Below are 15,557 nucleotides of genomic sequence, written 5' to 3'. Positions count from 1 at the left end.
GGCCTACCCGTCAGGCGGCGGCCGCCAGTTGCGCCGGGCGAACGTGCTCGGCAAGGGCGGTGCTGGCGGCGGCGTCCATGTGGGTGAACACCAGGGACAGCGCGTCACCGGCCTGGCGCAGGGGCAGCAGGTCCAGCGCCGGCAGGCCCTCCAACGCCAGTTGCCAGCCCCGCACCGGCAACCCCGTCGGGAATGCGGCCTGCAGGCGGGCACCGAAGAAGCCCAGCTCCTGAACCTCCACCGAGAGGCTGCCCAGCTCGGCGTGGTGCAGCCGACCGGCACGCTGGGCCGGCGCGAGCCGGGGCTCCTGGCGGCGCTCCACCTCATTGAGGCGGCTGCGGGCCAGACGGGTCGCGCCGATGGGCGCGGCTGGCAGCGCCTGGTCGAGGAAGAAGGGTCGGTACAGCTGGGCGCAGGCGTCGCGTCGCTCGAACTGGGCGAGGTGGTCGCCGTTGTGGATCAGCGCGCAGTCGGCTTGGGTGCAGGCGGCGGCGAAGGCGGCGTGCTCCCAGGGCTGGGTGAAGTGGTCGAACTCGCCGGCCAGCACCAGGGTCGGGCAACTGGGGTAGTGCGTGAACCCGGCGAAATCCAGTAGGCGGCGGCTGTTCTGCCGGTAGCGCTCGCGCTCGGCGCCGGTCAGGCGTTGCAGCTGGCGCAGCATGGCCTTGCGAAAGCCGGGGCTGATGCCGGTACGTTCCAGTCGCAGCGGGTTGATCAGGCCGGTCAGCGAACCCTGGGCGAACTCCGCCAGGCGCTCTTCTTCCAGCAGGCGCAGGCTCTCCTCCAGCAGGGCGCGGGCGCCGGGGCGGCCGAAGGTGGTCACGCCCGCCAGCAGCAGGCGTGCACAGCGCTGGGGATGGCGGCTGGCGAACAGCGCCGCCAGGGCCGATCCGTAGGACAGGCCGATGGGCATCAGCGGCGGCAGCGCGAGGGCCTCGGCGAAGTCGGCGATCAGGTCGGCCAGCGCCTCCAGCCCCAGTTCCGGGGCCAGTTGCAGGTTGCCGCCCTGGCCGGGCAGGTCGAGGAGGATCACGGGGTGGTGCTCCAGCAGTTCCTCCACCTCGGCGGCGAAGGAGCGGAAGCTCTGGAACGCGCCTCCCAGCATCAGGACGGGAGGGCGGGGGTCGTGGGCGTTGCGGGACCAGGCCTGGTAATGCAGGCGCCAGGACCCTGTTTCGAGGACGGACGGGGGCGTGCCGAGCTGGTCGGCGTGGTAACCGGTGCGGTAATGCATGGCGATTCTCCGGCGCTCGGGCGCCTTGTTGTTGTTCTCGCCGCGGTTCGGGGCGCGGTGGCACGCTTTGAAGGTAAACACCGGTGACGATTTTGTTTACCCATCCTTCGGGCGGGTTCGGTGGGGTGCGGTGTGGCCGGGTGTCACCGTCTCGCCCCGGCCTGCGTGGCCTGGGCGTTCGGGTGGGGTTCGCCGGGGCGCCGGAACGGGCTGTCTACCATCCGCCCGGCGCCGCTGGGCGGCGGCGGCGCGCGCGGGCTATAATCGCCCACTTTTCCCAACCGCCAGACGCCGAGACCATGACCGAGTCCGTTCTCGATTACATGACCCGCCTGGGCCGCGCCGCGCGCGCCGCCTCGCGCGTGGCCGCTCGTGCCAGCACCGCGCAGAAGAACCGCGCCCTGCTGGCCGCCGCCGATGCCCTGGACGCCGCCCGTGCGGAGCTGTCCGCTGCCAACGAGCTGGACCTGGCCAATGGCCGGGCCAACGGCCTGGAGCCAGCCATGCTGGACCGCCTGGCGCTCACCCCGGCACGCATCGACGACATGATCGAGGGCCTGCGCCAGGTGGCCGGGCTGCCGGACCCGATCGGCGAGATCCGCGACATGCGCTACCTGCCCTCCGGCATCCAGGTGGGTAAGATGCGCGTGCCGCTCGGTGTGATCGGCATCATCTACGAGTCGCGCCCGAACGTGACCATCGACGCGGCCAGCCTGTGCCTGAAGTCGGGCAACGCCACCATCCTGCGCGGCGGCTCCGAGGCCATCCACTCCAACCAGGCCATCGCCCGCTGCATCCAGCAGGGCCTGGCAGACGCCGGCCTGCCCGCCGAGCTGGTGCAGGTGGTGGAAACCACCGATCGCGCCGCCGTGGGCGCGCTGATCAGCATGCCGGAGTACGTGGACGTGATCGTCCCCCGTGGCGGCAAGGGCCTGATCGAGCGCATCAGCCGCGACGCCAAGGTGCCGGTGATCAAGCACCTGGACGGCATCTGCCACGTCTACATCGACGTCGCCGCCGACATCGACAAGGCAATCCGCGTGGCGGACAACGCCAAGACCCAGCGCTACGCGCCCTGCAACACCATGGAGACCCTGCTGGTGCACCGCAGCATCGCCGAGCGCGTGCTGCCGCCGCTGGCCGCCATCTACCGCGACAAGGGCGTCGAACTGCGTGGCGATGCGGCCACCCGCGCGCTGCTGGGCAGCGACGTGCTGGAGGCGACCGAGGACGATTGGCGCACCGAGTACAACGCGCCGATCCTGTCCATCCGCATCGTCGATGGGCTGGAGCAGGCCATCGAGCACATCAACACCTACGGCTCGCAACACACCGACGCGATCATCACCGAGAACTTCAGTGATGCGCGGCGCTTCCTCACCGAGGTGGATTCCGCCTCGGTGATGGTGAATGCCTCCACCCGCTTCGCCGACGGCTTCGAGTACGGCCTGGGCGCGGAGATCGGCATCTCCACCGACAAGCTGCACGCACGCGGCCCGGTCGGCCTGGAAGGGCTGACCAGCGAGAAGTACGTGGTCTTCGGCGACGGGCACATCCGCACCTGATGAGCCAGCGTATCGGCCTCTTCGGCGGCACCTTCGACCCGGTCCACATCGGCCATCTGCGGGGCGCCCTCGAGGTGGCCGAGCTGATGGCGTTCGACCAGCTGCGCCTGATCCCCAGCGCCCGCCCGCCGCATCGCGAGGCGCCGCAGGTGTCGGCGGCCGACCGGCTGGCGATGGTGGAGCTGGCGGTGGCCGACCTGCCGCCGCTGCGGGTGGACGACCGCGAGCTGCGCCGCGAGCGGCCGTCCTGGACCATCGACACCCTGGAGTCGCTGCGCGCCGAAGTGGGCGAGTCCGACCAGCTGTTCCTGATGCTCGGCTGGGACGCCTTCTGCGGCCTGCCGGGCTGGCACCGCTGGGAGGAGTTGCTTAACCACTGCCACATCCTGGTGCTGCAGCGGCCGGATGCGGACGCCGAACCGCCCGAGGAGCTGCGCGACCTGCTGGCGGCGCGCAGTGTGGCCGATCCCCTGAGCCTGAGCGGGCCTGGTGGGCAGATTTCATTCGTCTGGCAGTCCCCGCTGGCGGTTTCCGCCACGCAGGTCCGCCAGTTGCTGGCCGACGGGCGCTCGGTGCGCTTCCTTGTGCCCGACGCGGTGCTGGCCTATATCCACGCGCACGGCCTGTACCGTGCGGCGAACTGATTCATCCGAGGTAATTGAACCGATGCAAAACGAAGAACTGGTCAAGATCGCCCTCGCGGCGCTTGAAGACATGAAGGCCCAGGACATCACCACCATCGATGTACGCGGCAAGACCAGCGTCACCGACTTCATGGTGATCGCCAGCGGCTCCTCCAGCCGCCACGTCAAGTCCCTGGCGGAGAACGTGCTGGAGAAGGTGAAGGAAAACGGCGTGCGCGCGCTGGGCAGCGAAGGCCTGGACGGCGGCGAGTGGGCCCTGCTGGACCTGGGGGATGTGGTCGTGCATGTGATGCAGGTCGCCACCCGCCAGTTCTACGACCTGGAGCGCCTGTGGCAGGGCGCCGAGCAGAGCCGCGCCCAGCATCCCCAGGAATAACGGAGCACCGCCTTGCGTCTGCGTCTGATCGCCGTCGGCTCACGCATGCCCCGCTGGGTGGAGGAGGGCTGGAACGAGTACGCCAAGCGCCTGCCGTCCGAGCTGTCCCTCGACCTGGTGGAGATCCCCCTGACCACGCGCGGCAAGAATGCCGACGTGGCGCGGATGATCCGCCAGGAAGGCGAGGCGATGCTGGCCAAGGTCCAGCCTGGGGAACGCATCGTCACCCTGGAAGTCGAAGGGCGCGCCTGGAGCACCGAGCAACTGGCTGCCGAGCTCGACCGCTGGCGCCTCGATGCGCGCACCGTGAACCTCATGGTGGGCGGCCCCGAGGGTCTGGCACCGGAGGTTTGCGCGCGCAGCGAGCAACGCTGGTCGCTGTCGCCGCTGACCCTGCCGCACCCGTTGGTGCGGATCCTGGTGGGCGAGCAGATCTACCGCGCCTGGACCGTGCTCTCCGGGCACCCCTACCACAAGTAAGCCGTACCGATGCCGCAACCGATCCGCCTGAAGGACCACGAGAAGGATGCCCGCCTGGTGCGTCGGCGCGTCGTGGTGGGCGCCGTTGCGGTGCTGCTGCTGACCTGCACGCTGATCGCCCGCCTGTATTACCTGCAGGTGATCCAGTACGAGTACCACTCCACGCTGTCGGAAAATAACCGGGTGCATGTGCAGCCGATCCCGCCGACACGGGGGCTGATCTTCGACCGCAACGGCCTGATCATCGCCGACAACCGCCCCAGCTTCAGCCTGACCGTGACCCGCGAGCGCGCTGGCGACTGGAAGAGCGTGCTGGACGTGATCGTCGAGGTGCTGGAGCTGACGCCGGACGACCGGGCGCTGTTCGAAAAGCGCATGAAGCAGGGCCGGCGCCCCTTCGAACCGGTGCCGGTGCTGTTCGAGCTGACCGAAGAGCAGATCGCCCGCATTGCGGTGAACCAGTTCCGCCTGCCCGGCGTGGAGGTGGCGGCCCAGCTGGTGCGCCACTACCCGCAGGGTGCGCACTTCGCCCACTCGGTGGGCTACGTCGGGCGGATCAACGAGAAGGAGCTCAAGGAGCTCGACCCGATCAACTACAGCGGCACCCACCACATCGGCAAGACCGGCATCGAGCGCTTCTACGAAGACACGCTGCACGGCGAGGTGGGTTACGAGGAAGTCGAGACCAACGCCCGTGGCCGTGTGCTGCGGGTGCTCAAGCGCACCGATCCGAAGCCCGGCAAGGACCTGGTGCTGACCCTCGACGCACACCTGCAGGAAGCGGCGGAGAACGCCCTGGGTGGGCGCCGTGGCGCCATCGTGGCCATCGAGCCGTCCAGCGGCGACGTGCTGGCCATGGTCAGCCAGCCGAGCTTCGACCCGAACCCCTTCGTCACCGGCATCAGCTTCAAGCAGTACGCCGAGCTGCGCGACTCCATCGACCGGCCGCTGTACAACCGCGTGCTGCGCGGGCTCTACCCGCCGGGCTCGACGGTCAAGCCGATGGTGGCGGTGTCCGGCCTCGAAGCCGGGGTGGTGACGCCGGATTCGCGGGTGTTCGACCCGGGCTATTACCAACTGCCCAACTACGACCACAAGTACCGCAACTGGAACCGCTCCGGTGACGGCTGGGTGAACCTGGAGACCGCGATCATGCGGTCCAACGACACCTACTTCTACGACCTTGCCCACAAGATGGGCATCGATCGCCTGCACAAGTCCATGAGCCGCTTCGGCTTCGGCCAGAAGGTGGCGCTGGACATGTTCGAGGAAACGCCGGGCCTGATGCCCTCCCGCGACTGGAAGCGTTCGCGCTATCGCCAGGCCTGGTTCCCGGGGGAGACGCTGATCCTCGGCATCGGCCAGGGTTACATGCAGGCCACGCCGTTGCAGCTGGCCCAGGCCACCGCGCTGATGGCCAGCCGTGGCAAGTGGATTCGTCCGCACCTGGCCAAGAGCATCGGCGGCGAACTGCCGGTGGACGAGAACCCGATGCCCGACATCACCCTGCGCGACCCGAAGTACTGGGACTACGCACGTTCCGGCATGGAGCAGGTGGTGCACGGCGCGCGAGGCACCGCCCGCAAGGTGGGCGATACCTCCGTCTACCGCATCGCCGGCAAGTCTGGTACCGCGCAGGTGGTGGCCATCAAGCAGGGCGAGAAGTACGACCGCTCGAAGGTCCAGGAGCGCCACCGCGACCACGCGCTGTTCATCGGCTTCGCCCCCGCTGACGACCCCAGGATCGCCGTGGCGGTGATGGTGGAGAACGGCGAGTCCGGTTCCGGGGTGGCGGCGCCGGTGGTCAAGCAGGTGATGGACGCCTGGCTGCTCGGCCCGGATGGCCAGCTCAAGCCTGAATTCCGTCCCGCAGGCGCGCCTGCGACCGCTGATGCGAGTGTTCGCCGATGAACAGCAACTTCGACCGTACCCTGTCCAACGAAGACGTGATGCGCCGCCGGGCCAGCCTGCTGCAGCGCCTGCACATCGACGGCCAGTTGCTGCTGCTGTTGCTGTTGCTGGCGGTGGGCAGCCTGTTCGTCCTCTATTCCGCCAGCGGCAAGCACTGGGACCTGCTGATGAAGCAGGCCTCGTCCTTCGGCATCGGCCTGGCGGCCATGTGCGCCATCGCTCAGTTCGAGCCACGCTTCCTCGCCCGCTGGGTGCCCCTGGGCTATGCCGGCGGCGTATTGCTGCTGGTGGCGGTGGACGTGATGGGCCACAACGCGATGGGCGCGACCCGCTGGATCAACATCCCCGGGGTGATCCGCTTCCAGCCGGCGGAATTCATGAAGATCCTGATGCCGGCGATGATCGCCTGGTACCTGTCCAAGCGGACCTTGCCGCCCAAGCTCAAGCACATTGTGGTCAGCCTGGCGCTGATCGCCGTGCCCTTCGTGCTGGTGGTGCGCCAGCCGGACCTGGGCACGGCGCTGCTGATCCTGGCCTCGGGGGCCTTCGTGCTGTTCATGGCCGGCCTGCAGTGGCGCTGGATCCTCGGCGCGGTGGCGGCGGTGGTCCCGGTGGCGGTGGGCATGTGGTACTTCGTGATGCACGACTACCAGAAGCAGCGCGTGCTGACCTTCCTCGACCCCGAGAGCGACCCCCTGGGCACGGGCTGGAACATCATCCAGTCCAAGGCGGCCATCGGGTCCGGCGGGGTGTTCGGCAAGGGTTGGCTGCTGGGCACCCAGTCGCACCTGGATTTTTTGCCCGAAAGCCACACGGACTTTATCATTGCCGTCCTCGGCGAAGAGTTCGGGCTCGTGGGCATCTGCATCCTGTTGCTGGTCTACCTGCTGCTGATCGGGCGCGGGCTGGTCATCACCGCCCAGGCCCAGACGCTGTTCGGCAAGCTGCTGGCGGGCAGCCTGACCATGACCTTCTTCGTCTACGTATTCGTCAACATCGGCATGGTCAGCGGTCTGCTGCCGGTCGTGGGGGTACCCCTTCCCTTCATCAGCTACGGTGGCACCCACCTGGTGACGCTGCTGTCGGGCTTCGGGATTTTGATGGCGGTCCATACCCATCGCAAATGGATCGCCCAGGTTTGAAACGAGTGGAAGCATTGAACGTACTGCGTAGCTGGATGGTGCAAGGCGCCGCCGGAATCGGCCTGGCAGGCCTGCTGGGCCTCGCCGGCCCGGCATCGGCAGGGGATTACGACGGCAGCCCGCAGGTCGCCGAGTTCGTCTCGGAGATGACCCGCGACTACGGCTTCGCCGGGGAGCAACTGGTCGCCCTGTTCCGCGAGGTGCAGCGCAAGCAGGCCATCCTCGATGCGATCTCGCGCCCGGCCGAGCGGGTCAAGCCGTGGAAGGAATACCGGCCGATCTTCATCACCGATGCCCGTATCCAGAAGGGCGTGGCGTTCTGGAACCAGCACGCCGAGGCCCTGGCCCGTGCGGAGCAGGAGTACGGCGTGCCGGCCCAGGTGATCGTCGCCATCATCGGCGTCGAGACCTTCTACGGCGGCAACACCGGCAGCTACCGGGTGATGGATGCGCTGTCCACCCTGGGCTTCGACTACCCGCCCCGCGCGGACTTCTTCCGCAAGCAGCTCAAGGAGTTCCTGCTGCTGGCCCGTGAAGAGCAGATCGATCCGCTCAGCGTGAAAGGCTCCTACGCCGGCGCCATGGGCCTGCCGCAGTTCATGCCGAGCAGCTTCCGTGCCTATGCCGTGGATTTCGACGGCGACGGCCACATCGACATCTGGGGCAACCCGGTGGACGCCATCGGTAGCGTCGCCAGCTACTTCAAGCGCCATGGCTGGGTCGCCGGTGCACAGGTGGTCAGCCGCGCCCAGGTGCGTGGCGAGCAGGCCGAACAGGGCCTCAGCGAAGGCCTGGAACCGACGAAAAGCGTGGGTGAACTGCGTGCCCTGGGCTGGGCAAGCGGCGATGCCTTGCGCGATGATCTCGCGGTCACTGCGTTCAAGCTCGACGGCGCCGATGGCCTGGAGTACTGGATGGGGCTTCCCAACTTCTACGTGATCACCCGCTACAATCGCAGCGCGATGTATGCCATGGCGGTGCATCAGCTTTCCGAATCCCTGGTCAAAGCGCGGGGCGGGCGTTAATCCATGCGGTCTCTTCCGATCCGAATTGCCACCTACGGCACCCTGGCCCTGTTGCTGGCCAGCTGTTCCAGCAGCCGCAGCCCCCAGTACACCCAGCCGGGCGGCCAGATCTCCGGCCCCGGTGACTACTCCCGCCCGCACAGGGACGGCGCGCCCTGGTGGGACGTGGACGTCTCGCGCATCCCCGACGCGGTGCCGATGCCCCACTACGGCAGCATCAAGGCCAACCCCTACACCGTGATGGGCAAGACCTATTACCCGATGGCCGACGCCCGCCGCTACCAGGCCGTGGGCACCGCCTCCTGGTACGGCACCAAGTTCCACGGCCAGGCCACCGCCAACGGCGAGGCCTATGACCTCTACGGCATGACCGCCGCCCACAAGACCCTGCCGTTGCCCAGCTACGTCCGCGTGACCAACCTAGAGAACGGCCGCAGCGTGATCCTGCGGGTCAACGACCGCGGGCCGTTCTACTCCGACCGCATCATCGACCTGTCCTTCGCCGCGGCGAAGAAGCTCGGCTATGCCGAGGTCGGCACCGCGCGGGTGAAGGTCGAGGGCATCGATCCCCATGAGTGGTGGGCTGCCCAGGGGCGTCCGGTGCCCATGGTGCTGGCCCAGCCGCAGCAGGTGGCCAAGCCCCAGCCGGCGCCTGCCGCTCAGGCGCCCATCGTGGCCGCCTCCACGGTCGAGCAGTACACCCCGCCGCCGGAGCAGCATGCCGCTGCCGTGCTGCCGGTGCAGATCGACTCAAAAAAAAACGCTTCACTCGGAGCCTCTGGCCTGTATCTCCAGGTTGGCGCCTTCGCCAATCCGGACGCTGCGGAACTCCTGAAGGACAAGCTCAGCTCGATGGTGGCTGCCCCGGTGTTCATCAGCTCGGTGGCCCGCAACCAGCAGATCTTGCATCGGGTGCGCCTGGGGCCGATCGACACCCAGGGTGAAGCCCAGCAGCTCCAGGACAGCATCAGGCTGGCGAACCTGGGTCAGCCGACCCTGGTCAAACCGGACTGACGCCGGATGGCGGACCCGGAGCAGTGCGCGGTTCCGGGGTCGCCCTCCTTCTTCCCGCAAGGGACTGTTTCACCTTCAACCAATTCAGAGAGACGGATGAACATCATCAGCTTCGCGAAACGCCTCCTACTGCCAGCCGCTCTGCTCATCGCCATGCCGGTGTCGCAGGCCGCCGAGCAGATCCTTCCCGCCCCCCCGCAACTGGCTGCCAAGTCCTATGTGCTGATGGACGCGCAGAGCGGCCAGGTGCTGGTGGAGAACAACGGTGACGAGCGCCTGCCGCCCGCCAGCCTGACCAAGCTGATGACCGCCTACATCGCCACCCTGGAGATCCGCAAGGGCCAGATCGGCGAGAACGACCCGGTCACCATCAGCGAGCACGCCTGGCGCACCGGCGGCTCCCGCATGTTCGTCAAGGTCAACACCCAGGTGGCCCTGAGCGACCTGCTGCACGGCATCATCATCCAGTCCGGCAACGACGCCAGCGTCGCGGTGGCCGAGCACATCGCCGGCAGCGAAGACGCCTTCGCCGACATGATGAACACCACGGCGGAAAAGCTGGGCATGAAGAACAGCCACTTCATGAACGCCACCGGCCTGCCCAACCCCGAGCACTTCTCCTCGGCCCACGACATGGCTCTGCTGGCCCGCGCGATCATCTACGAGGATCCGGCCCACTACGCCATCTACTCCCAGAAGGAGTTCTTCTGGAACAACATCAAGCAGCCCAACCGCAACCTGCTGCTGTGGCGTGACAAGACCGTCGACGGCCTGAAGACCGGCCACACCGACGAGGCCGGCTACTGCCTGGTGGCCTCCGCCGTGCGTGACAACCAGCGCCTGATCGCCGTGGTGTTCGGCACCAACAGCGAGCAGGCCCGCGCCGCCGAGACCCAGAAGCTGCTGACCTACGGCTTCCGCTTCTTCGAGACCAAGACCTTCTACCAGAAGGGCACCGAGCTGGCCAAAGCCCAGGTCTGGAAGGGCACCGCCCGCGAAGTGAAGGCCGGCCTGGCCAACGACCTGACCATGACCCTGCCGAAGGGCCAGCTGCAGAAGCTGCAGGCCGCCATGACCCTGTCGCCCCAACTGGTCGCTCCGATCAAGCAGGGTGACGTGATCGGCAAGGTCGAAGTGAAGCTGGACGACAAGGTGGTGCACAGCGCCGACCTGGTTGCCCTGGAAGCTGTCGAGGAGGGTGGTTTCTTCCGCCGCCTGTGGGATAGCATCCGCCTGTTCTTCTTCGGCCTGTTCAACTGAGCCGATCCCACCACTGACCCAGTGCCGAAGCCCCGTACTCCGCCCGGAGACGGGGCTTCCGCCTCGCGGACTACGGGTCCGCCGCCGCCATGACCGATACCGACGTACAAGCCCCGAAAATCGAATTCCCCTGCGAGCGCTACCCGATCAAGGTGATCGGCGATGCCGGTGAAGGCTTCGCCGACCTGGTGATCGAAGTGATCCAGCGCCACGCCCCCGACCTCGACGTCACCACCCTGGTGGCCCGCGACAGCCGCAACGGTCGCTTCCTCTCCGTGCAGGTGCTGATCACCGCCACCAGCGTCGACCAGCTGCAGGCGATCCACGTCGACCTGCGCGCCACCGGCCGCGTGCACATGGTGCTGTAGTGGCGCCCGAGCTGATCGTGCGTCGCCTCGGGCTGGTCGAGTACCTGCCCACCTTCGAGGCGATGCGCCGCCTGACGGCAGAGCGTAATGAGCAGACGCCCGACGAGATCTGGCTGCTGCAGCACCCCCAGGTGTTCACCCAGGGCCAGGCCGGCAAGGCCGAGCACCTGCTGGCACCGGGGGACATCCCGGTGATCCAGGTGGACCGGGGTGGCCAGGTGACCTACCACGGCCCCGGCCAGCTGGTGGCCTACCTGATGCTGGACCTGCGCCGCCTCGGCCTCGGTGTGCGCGAGCTGGTCACCGCCATGGAACAGAGCCTTGTGGATGCGCTGGCCACCTACGGCATCGAGGCGGCCCCCAAGGCCGACGCGCCGGGCGTCTACGTGAACGGCGACAAGATCGCCTCGCTGGGCCTGCGGGTCAGCCGTGGCTGTTCCTTCCACGGCCTGGCGCTGAACGTCGACATGGACATGTCGCCCTTCTGGCGCATCAACCCCTGTGGCTATGCCGGGCTGAAGATGGTCCAGCTGAAGGACCTGCTGGCGCAGCCCGCGCCCTTCGACGAGGTGGCGGAGCGCCTGGAGCAGGCCCTGCGTGTCCGGCTTGGCTACGCCGGCTGACCTCATTGCCGCTGCCATGAAAAAGCCCCCGCCGGCCTGCGCCGACGGGGGCTTTTTACTGAGCGCGGATCAGTTCAGGTTGAGTGCCGGGATCAGGCTCTCGTCGGTGGACTGGCCGGGAACCGGTACCGGCGCCGCGAGGCCCAGGTTGTTCTTCTCGAATACGCGGTCGGCGCGGTAGCTGGAGCGCACCAGCGGGCCGGCGGCGACCTCCATGAAGCCCTTCTCCAGGCCGATGTCGCGGAAGCGGTTGAACTCTTCCGGGCTGACCCAGCGCTGCACCGGCAGGTGGTTGCGGGTCGGCTGCAGGTACTGGCCGAGGGTGAGGATGTCGACACCGATGGCGCGCAGGTCGTCCATGGTCTCGATGATTTCCTCATCGGTCTCGCCCAGGCCAAGCATCAGGCTGGTCTTGGTCAGGACCGACGGGCGATGGCGCTTGGCGTGGGCCAGCACGTCGAGGGTCTTCTCGTAGCCGGCGCGGGGGTCACGGACGATGTGGGTGAGGCGCTTCACCGTCTCGACGTTCTGGGCGAACACTTCCAGTCCCGAATCCACCACGCGCTCGATGGACAGCAGGTCGCCGTCGAAGTCCGGCGTCAGCGCCTCGACCACCACTTGGGGGGTGCGCTCCTTGATGGCGCGCACGCAGGCGGCGTAGTGGCTGGCGCCGCCGTCGTCGAGGTCATCGCGGTCCACCGAGGTCAGCACGATGTAGCGCAGGGCCATCAGCTCGACGGATTTGGCGGTGTTCTGCGGCTCTTCCAGGTCCAGCCAGCCGTTGGGGTTGCCGGTGTCCACGGCGCAGAAGCGGCAGGCCCGGGTGCACACGGAGCCCATCAGCATGATGGTGGCGGTGCCGTTGGACCAGCATTCACCCATGTTCGGGCAGTGGGATTCCTGGCACACGGTGCTCAGGCGGTGTTCGCCGACGTTGCGCTTGACCGCTTCGAAGCGGCTGCCACCGGGTGCCTTGACCCGCAGCCACTTGGGCTTGGGTTCGAACACCTGGGGCTCGGCGGAGTTGCGGCGCTTCTGGCCGTCCTTGATTGCGGTGATCCCCTGGGCCGTACGGAACTTCTCGCCACTGGCGACGGGTTTGGACGGGCTGGTATCGGACATCGGACGGGCTCCGCTAGAGGCTGATCAGGCTGCCGCAGGGGGCAAGGAGGGTGGCGGATTCTACCACAAAGGCGGCGCCGGTCTGGCAGCCGCCGGGCCGCTCGGGCCCGGCGACAGAAGGGGGTCAGCGACCGTTGCGCAGTTGCAGCAGCAGGGCTGGCGTGGGGTAGCCGTCGGCGGGCCAACCCAGGCGCTGCTGGTAGCCGCGGATGGCCTTGCGGGTGTTGGCGCCGATGATGCCGTCGGCGCTGCCCGGGCTGTAGCCGCTGCTGGCAAGGGCTTCCTGAAGCTCGATGCGCTCGGTGCGGCTGAGGGGGCGGTCCTCCTTCGGCCAGGCGCCGGCGATCTGCCCCGCGCCGTCGAAACGCTGGGCCAGCAGGCCCACGGCCAGGGCGTAGGAGGAGGAGTTGTTGTAGCGCAGGATGGCGCGGAAGTTGTCCAGCACCAGGAAGGCCGGGCCGCGATGGCCGGCGGGCACCAGCAGCGAGGCGCGGTCCAGGTCGAGGCCCGGTGCCAGGGGCACCTGGACTCCGAGCTGGCGCCACTCGCCGACCGTCTTGCGGATGTCCGCGTCGGCCTGGGCGTAGTCGAAGCCGGCCGGCAGCCGCACCTCGGCGCCCCAGGGCTTGCCCATCTGCCAGCCGGAGGCCTTGAGGTAGTGAGCGGTGGAGGCCAGGGCGTCGGCGGTGGAGTTCCAGATGTCGCGGCGACCGTCGCCGTCGAAGTCCACGGCGTGGCTGTTGTAGGTGGTGGGGATGAACTGGGTCTGGCCCATGGCGCCGGCCCAGGAGCCGCGCATGCCGGCGGGCTGGATGTCGCCGTGCTGGATGATGCCGAGGGCGGCGATCAGCTGTTCGTGGGCGAAGGCCGGGCGACGTCCTTCATACGCCAGAGTGGCGAGGGAGCGGATCACCGACTTGTCGCCCATGAACTGGCCGAAGCTGCTCTCCATACCCCACACCGCCACCAGGGCTTGGCGGTCGACGCCGTAGCGGCTCTCGATGGCACTGAGCAGGGTGACGTGCTGTTTCAGCAGGCCCTGGCCCTTGCGCACGCGGTAGGGCGACAGTGCGCCGTCGAGGTATTCCCAGACGGGGCGGGTGAACTCGGGCTGGCTCTGGTCGGCGGCCACCACGCTCGGGTCGGGGGTGACGCCGACGAAGGCCTGGTCGAGGATGGTGGCGCGGATGCCGGCTGCCAGGGCTTCCTGGCGGAAACGGTCACGCCATTGTTCGAAGCTCTCGCTGGGCTGGGCGATCACCGGGGACGGGGTTGCGGCCGTGCTCGATGGGCCGGGCGTGGCCAGCACGGTGGTGGCCGTGGCGGTATTGGGCTGCGGGGCGGGCGCGGTGGCAGTGGGTGTTTCGGCGCAGGCGCTCAGGGCTGCGAGGGTGGAAGCCACGGCCAGGCTGCGGAGCATGGGGCCGGGGGCTGGTGCGCGGAACATGGAGAGGTCTCGACGGCAGGCCAAACAAGCCGCGACCTTAGCACGGATGCCGGGTTTTCAGGCGGCCAGAAGCGAAGAAGCCTCCCAGTTACGGGAGGCTTCTCTGCGGTAGCTGCCTTTGCCTTTCAGTGGCTGTTCCTGGCGGCTGCGGAACAGGGGCTGGGCGACGATGCTCTTCGCTTTGTTGGGTTTCTTGCGTTGCTTGGCCATGGCCGGTTCTCCACTGGGCGCCTGCGGGGTTGCAGGCGCGCGCATCTTGCGCCCGCGTGCGGGCGATGTCCAGTGTCAGGCGGCGGGGATGGGCAGGCGCTGGCCGGCGAGGCTGAGGGCCAGGTGTGCGAGGCCGATCCACGGATCACCGGGGGCCTGGCCCTTGATCTGCGCATCGATGCGCTGGGCATCGCTGAGCAGCTGGTTCCAGCGTGAGGCCGGGTGGCGTTGCAGGGCGCGGCTGACCAGGGGGCGGCGCTTGTCCCAGATGGGGGGGCGGGCCGAGGCGAAGGCTTTCTCCAGCGGGACGCCCTGGGCGTACTGCTGGGCGATGCCGGCCAGCTGGCGCAGCTCACGGGCGAGGGCCCAGAGGATCACCGGGGTTTCCACCCCTTCGCCCCGCAGGCCTTCGAGGGTGCGCAGGGTGTGCGCGGGTTCGCCGTTGAGTGCGGCGTCGATCAGGCCGAAGACATCGAAGCGTGCACTGTCGGCAACGGCCGCCTGGACCGTGGCGGCATCCACCTGGGCACCTTCGGCGAGCAGCTTGAGCTTTTCGATCTCCTGGGCGGCGGCCAGCAGGTTGCCTTCCACCCGGGCGGCGATCAGGTCCACCGCTTCCTGGCTCGCGGCCAGGCCGGCCTGGGCCATGCGCTGGCGGATCCACTGGGGCAGCTGGTGGGCGTCCACCGGCCAGATCTGGATGAACTGGGCGTCCGCGCCGTCGATCAGGGCCTTGGCCCATTTGGTCTTCTGCGTGCTGCCATCCAGCTTGGGCAGGCTGACCAGCAGGACGGTGTCTTCCGGCGGTCGGGCCAGGTATTCCATCAGGGCTGCTGCGCCCTTGTCGCCGGGCTTGCCGGAGGGCAGGCGCAGCTCGATCAGGCGGCGCTCGGCGAACAGCGACAGGCTGGCTCCGGCCTCCAGCAGCAGGCCCCAGTCGAAGTTGTTCTCGGCGTTGAACACCTGGCGCTCGCTGAAGTCGCGGGCGCGGCAGGCGCTGCGGATGGCGTCGCAGGCTTCCTGGCAGAGCAGGGGCTCGTCACCGCTGACGACATAGACAGGGGCGAGGTTGCCTTGCAGGTGCTTGCTGAGCTGGGCGGCGTTGAGCTTCATGGGGGAGGGCTGCCCGGCGGCGC

The 15,557-nt window shown here is 68.3% G+C and carries 16 protein-coding genes; 11 read left to right on the top strand and 5 right to left on the bottom strand.

What is annotated here, in order from left to right:
• Positions 1-10 precede the first annotated feature (10 nt).
• The gene (locus BM198_RS24710) at positions 11-1,234 is read right to left on the bottom strand and encodes an alpha/beta fold hydrolase (protein ID WP_074973185.1); all 1,224 of its coding nucleotides are present in this window, start codon (positions 1,232-1,234) and stop codon (positions 11-13) included.
• A gap of 299 nt (positions 1,235-1,533) precedes the next feature.
• On the opposite strand from BM198_RS24710, the gene BM198_RS24705 reads away from it, so the two are divergent.
• From BM198_RS24705 to lipB, 11 genes are all read left to right on the top strand, one after another.
• Positions 1,534-2,799, top strand: coding sequence for a glutamate-5-semialdehyde dehydrogenase (locus BM198_RS24705; RefSeq protein ID WP_044410774.1), 1,266 nt, complete (start codon positions 1,534-1,536; stop codon positions 2,797-2,799).
• Positions 2,799-3,443, top strand: coding sequence for a nicotinate-nucleotide adenylyltransferase (gene nadD, locus BM198_RS24700; protein ID WP_074973183.1), 645 nt, complete (start codon positions 2,799-2,801; stop codon positions 3,441-3,443). Before BM198_RS24705 ends, nadD begins: the two co-directional genes overlap by 1 nt.
• 22 nt (positions 3,444-3,465) lie before the next feature.
• Positions 3,466-3,819: a ribosome silencing factor gene (gene rsfS / locus BM198_RS24695; RefSeq protein ID WP_044410769.1), complete on the top strand. Its 354-nt coding sequence runs from the start codon at positions 3,466-3,468 to the stop codon at positions 3,817-3,819.
• Positions 3,820-3,831: 12 nt separating this feature from the next.
• The gene (gene rlmH / locus BM198_RS24690; RefSeq protein WP_044410767.1) at positions 3,832-4,299 is read left to right on the top strand and encodes a 23S rRNA (pseudouridine(1915)-N(3))-methyltransferase RlmH; all 468 of its coding nucleotides are present in this window, start codon (positions 3,832-3,834) and stop codon (positions 4,297-4,299) included.
• Between the two features lie 9 nt (positions 4,300-4,308).
• Positions 4,309-6,210 carry a penicillin-binding protein 2 gene (gene mrdA, locus BM198_RS24685; RefSeq protein WP_074973181.1) on the top strand — a complete coding sequence of 634 codons (1,902 nt, stop codon included), beginning with the start codon at positions 4,309-4,311 and terminating at the stop codon, positions 6,208-6,210.
• Complete coding sequence (rodA, locus tag BM198_RS24680) at positions 6,207-7,352, top strand: rod shape-determining protein RodA (protein WP_044410762.1); 1,146 nt, start codon at positions 6,207-6,209, stop codon at positions 7,350-7,352. The genes mrdA and rodA overlap by 4 nt, the downstream gene beginning before the upstream one ends.
• A 14-nt stretch (positions 7,353-7,366) precedes the next feature.
• Positions 7,367-8,377 carry a lytic murein transglycosylase B gene (mltB, locus tag BM198_RS24675; RefSeq protein ID WP_044410758.1) on the top strand — a complete coding sequence of 337 codons (1,011 nt, stop codon included), beginning with the start codon at positions 7,367-7,369 and terminating at the stop codon, positions 8,375-8,377.
• A gap of 3 nt (positions 8,378-8,380) precedes the next feature.
• Positions 8,381-9,391, top strand: coding sequence for a septal ring lytic transglycosylase RlpA family protein (locus tag BM198_RS24670; RefSeq protein ID WP_044410755.1), 1,011 nt, complete (start codon positions 8,381-8,383; stop codon positions 9,389-9,391).
• 96 nt (positions 9,392-9,487) lie between these two features.
• Entirely contained in the window at positions 9,488-10,651 is a 1,164-nt protein-coding gene (locus BM198_RS24665) for a D-alanyl-D-alanine carboxypeptidase family protein (RefSeq protein ID WP_074973179.1), read from the top strand.
• 89 nt (positions 10,652-10,740) lie between these two features.
• The gene (locus tag BM198_RS24660) at positions 10,741-11,019 is read left to right on the top strand and encodes a DUF493 domain-containing protein (RefSeq protein ID WP_044410750.1); all 279 of its coding nucleotides are present in this window, start codon (positions 10,741-10,743) and stop codon (positions 11,017-11,019) included.
• Complete coding sequence (gene lipB / locus BM198_RS24655; protein ID WP_074973177.1) at positions 11,019-11,642, top strand: lipoyl(octanoyl) transferase LipB; 624 nt, start codon at positions 11,019-11,021, stop codon at positions 11,640-11,642. Before BM198_RS24660 ends, lipB begins: the two co-directional genes overlap by 1 nt.
• A 69-nt stretch (positions 11,643-11,711) precedes the next feature.
• Here lipB and lipA read toward each other — a convergent pair whose 3' ends face one another.
• From lipA to holA, 4 genes are all read right to left on the bottom strand, one after another.
• Positions 11,712-12,764, bottom strand: coding sequence for a lipoyl synthase (gene lipA / locus BM198_RS24650; RefSeq protein WP_074973175.1), 1,053 nt, complete (start codon positions 12,762-12,764; stop codon positions 11,712-11,714).
• 124 nt (positions 12,765-12,888) lie between these two features.
• Positions 12,889-14,211 (bottom strand): lytic murein transglycosylase, encoded by a 1,323-nt coding sequence (locus BM198_RS24645; RefSeq protein ID WP_074973173.1) that lies wholly within the window; start codon positions 14,209-14,211, stop codon positions 12,889-12,891.
• Between the two features lie 57 nt (positions 14,212-14,268).
• Positions 14,269-14,421 (bottom strand): alternative ribosome rescue factor ArfA, encoded by a 153-nt coding sequence (gene arfA / locus BM198_RS24640; RefSeq protein WP_044410741.1) that lies wholly within the window; start codon positions 14,419-14,421, stop codon positions 14,269-14,271.
• Between the two features lie 75 nt (positions 14,422-14,496).
• The gene (gene holA, locus BM198_RS24635; RefSeq protein ID WP_074973171.1) at positions 14,497-15,534 is read right to left on the bottom strand and encodes a DNA polymerase III subunit delta; all 1,038 of its coding nucleotides are present in this window, start codon (positions 15,532-15,534) and stop codon (positions 14,497-14,499) included.
• Between the last annotated feature and the right edge of the window lie 23 nt (positions 15,535-15,557).

Origin of the sequence: Metapseudomonas otitidis (assembly GCF_900111835.1) — a bacterium.
GTDB classification, from domain to species: domain Bacteria; phylum Pseudomonadota; class Gammaproteobacteria; order Pseudomonadales; family Pseudomonadaceae; genus Metapseudomonas; species Metapseudomonas otitidis.
This window is presented reverse-complemented; position numbering and strand designations above follow the sequence as displayed.

Coding starts and splice junctions, on each gene's coding strand:
- BM198_RS24710 (WP_074973185.1), bottom strand. CDS start 1,234: ATGCATTACCGCACCGGTTACCACGCCGACCAGCTCGGCACGCCCCCG.
- BM198_RS24705 (WP_044410774.1), top strand. CDS start 1,534: ATGACCGAGTCCGTTCTCGATTACATGACCCGCCTGGGCCGCGCCGCG.
- nadD (WP_074973183.1), top strand. CDS start 2,799: ATGAGCCAGCGTATCGGCCTCTTCGGCGGCACCTTCGACCCGGTCCAC.
- rsfS (WP_044410769.1), top strand. CDS start 3,466: ATGCAAAACGAAGAACTGGTCAAGATCGCCCTCGCGGCGCTTGAAGAC.
- mrdA (WP_074973181.1), top strand. CDS start 4,309: ATGCCGCAACCGATCCGCCTGAAGGACCACGAGAAGGATGCCCGCCTG.
- rodA (WP_044410762.1), top strand. CDS start 6,207: ATGAACAGCAACTTCGACCGTACCCTGTCCAACGAAGACGTGATGCGC.
- BM198_RS24670 (WP_044410755.1), top strand. CDS start 8,381: ATGCGGTCTCTTCCGATCCGAATTGCCACCTACGGCACCCTGGCCCTG.
- BM198_RS24665 (WP_074973179.1), top strand. CDS start 9,488: ATGAACATCATCAGCTTCGCGAAACGCCTCCTACTGCCAGCCGCTCTG.
- BM198_RS24660 (WP_044410750.1), top strand. CDS start 10,741: ATGACCGATACCGACGTACAAGCCCCGAAAATCGAATTCCCCTGCGAG.
- lipA (WP_074973175.1), bottom strand. CDS start 12,764: ATGTCCGATACCAGCCCGTCCAAACCCGTCGCCAGTGGCGAGAAGTTC.
- BM198_RS24645 (WP_074973173.1), bottom strand. CDS start 14,211: ATGTTCCGCGCACCAGCCCCCGGCCCCATGCTCCGCAGCCTGGCCGTG.
- arfA (WP_044410741.1), bottom strand. CDS start 14,421: ATGGCCAAGCAACGCAAGAAACCCAACAAAGCGAAGAGCATCGTCGCC.
- holA (WP_074973171.1), bottom strand. CDS start 15,534: ATGAAGCTCAACGCCGCCCAGCTCAGCAAGCACCTGCAAGGCAACCTC.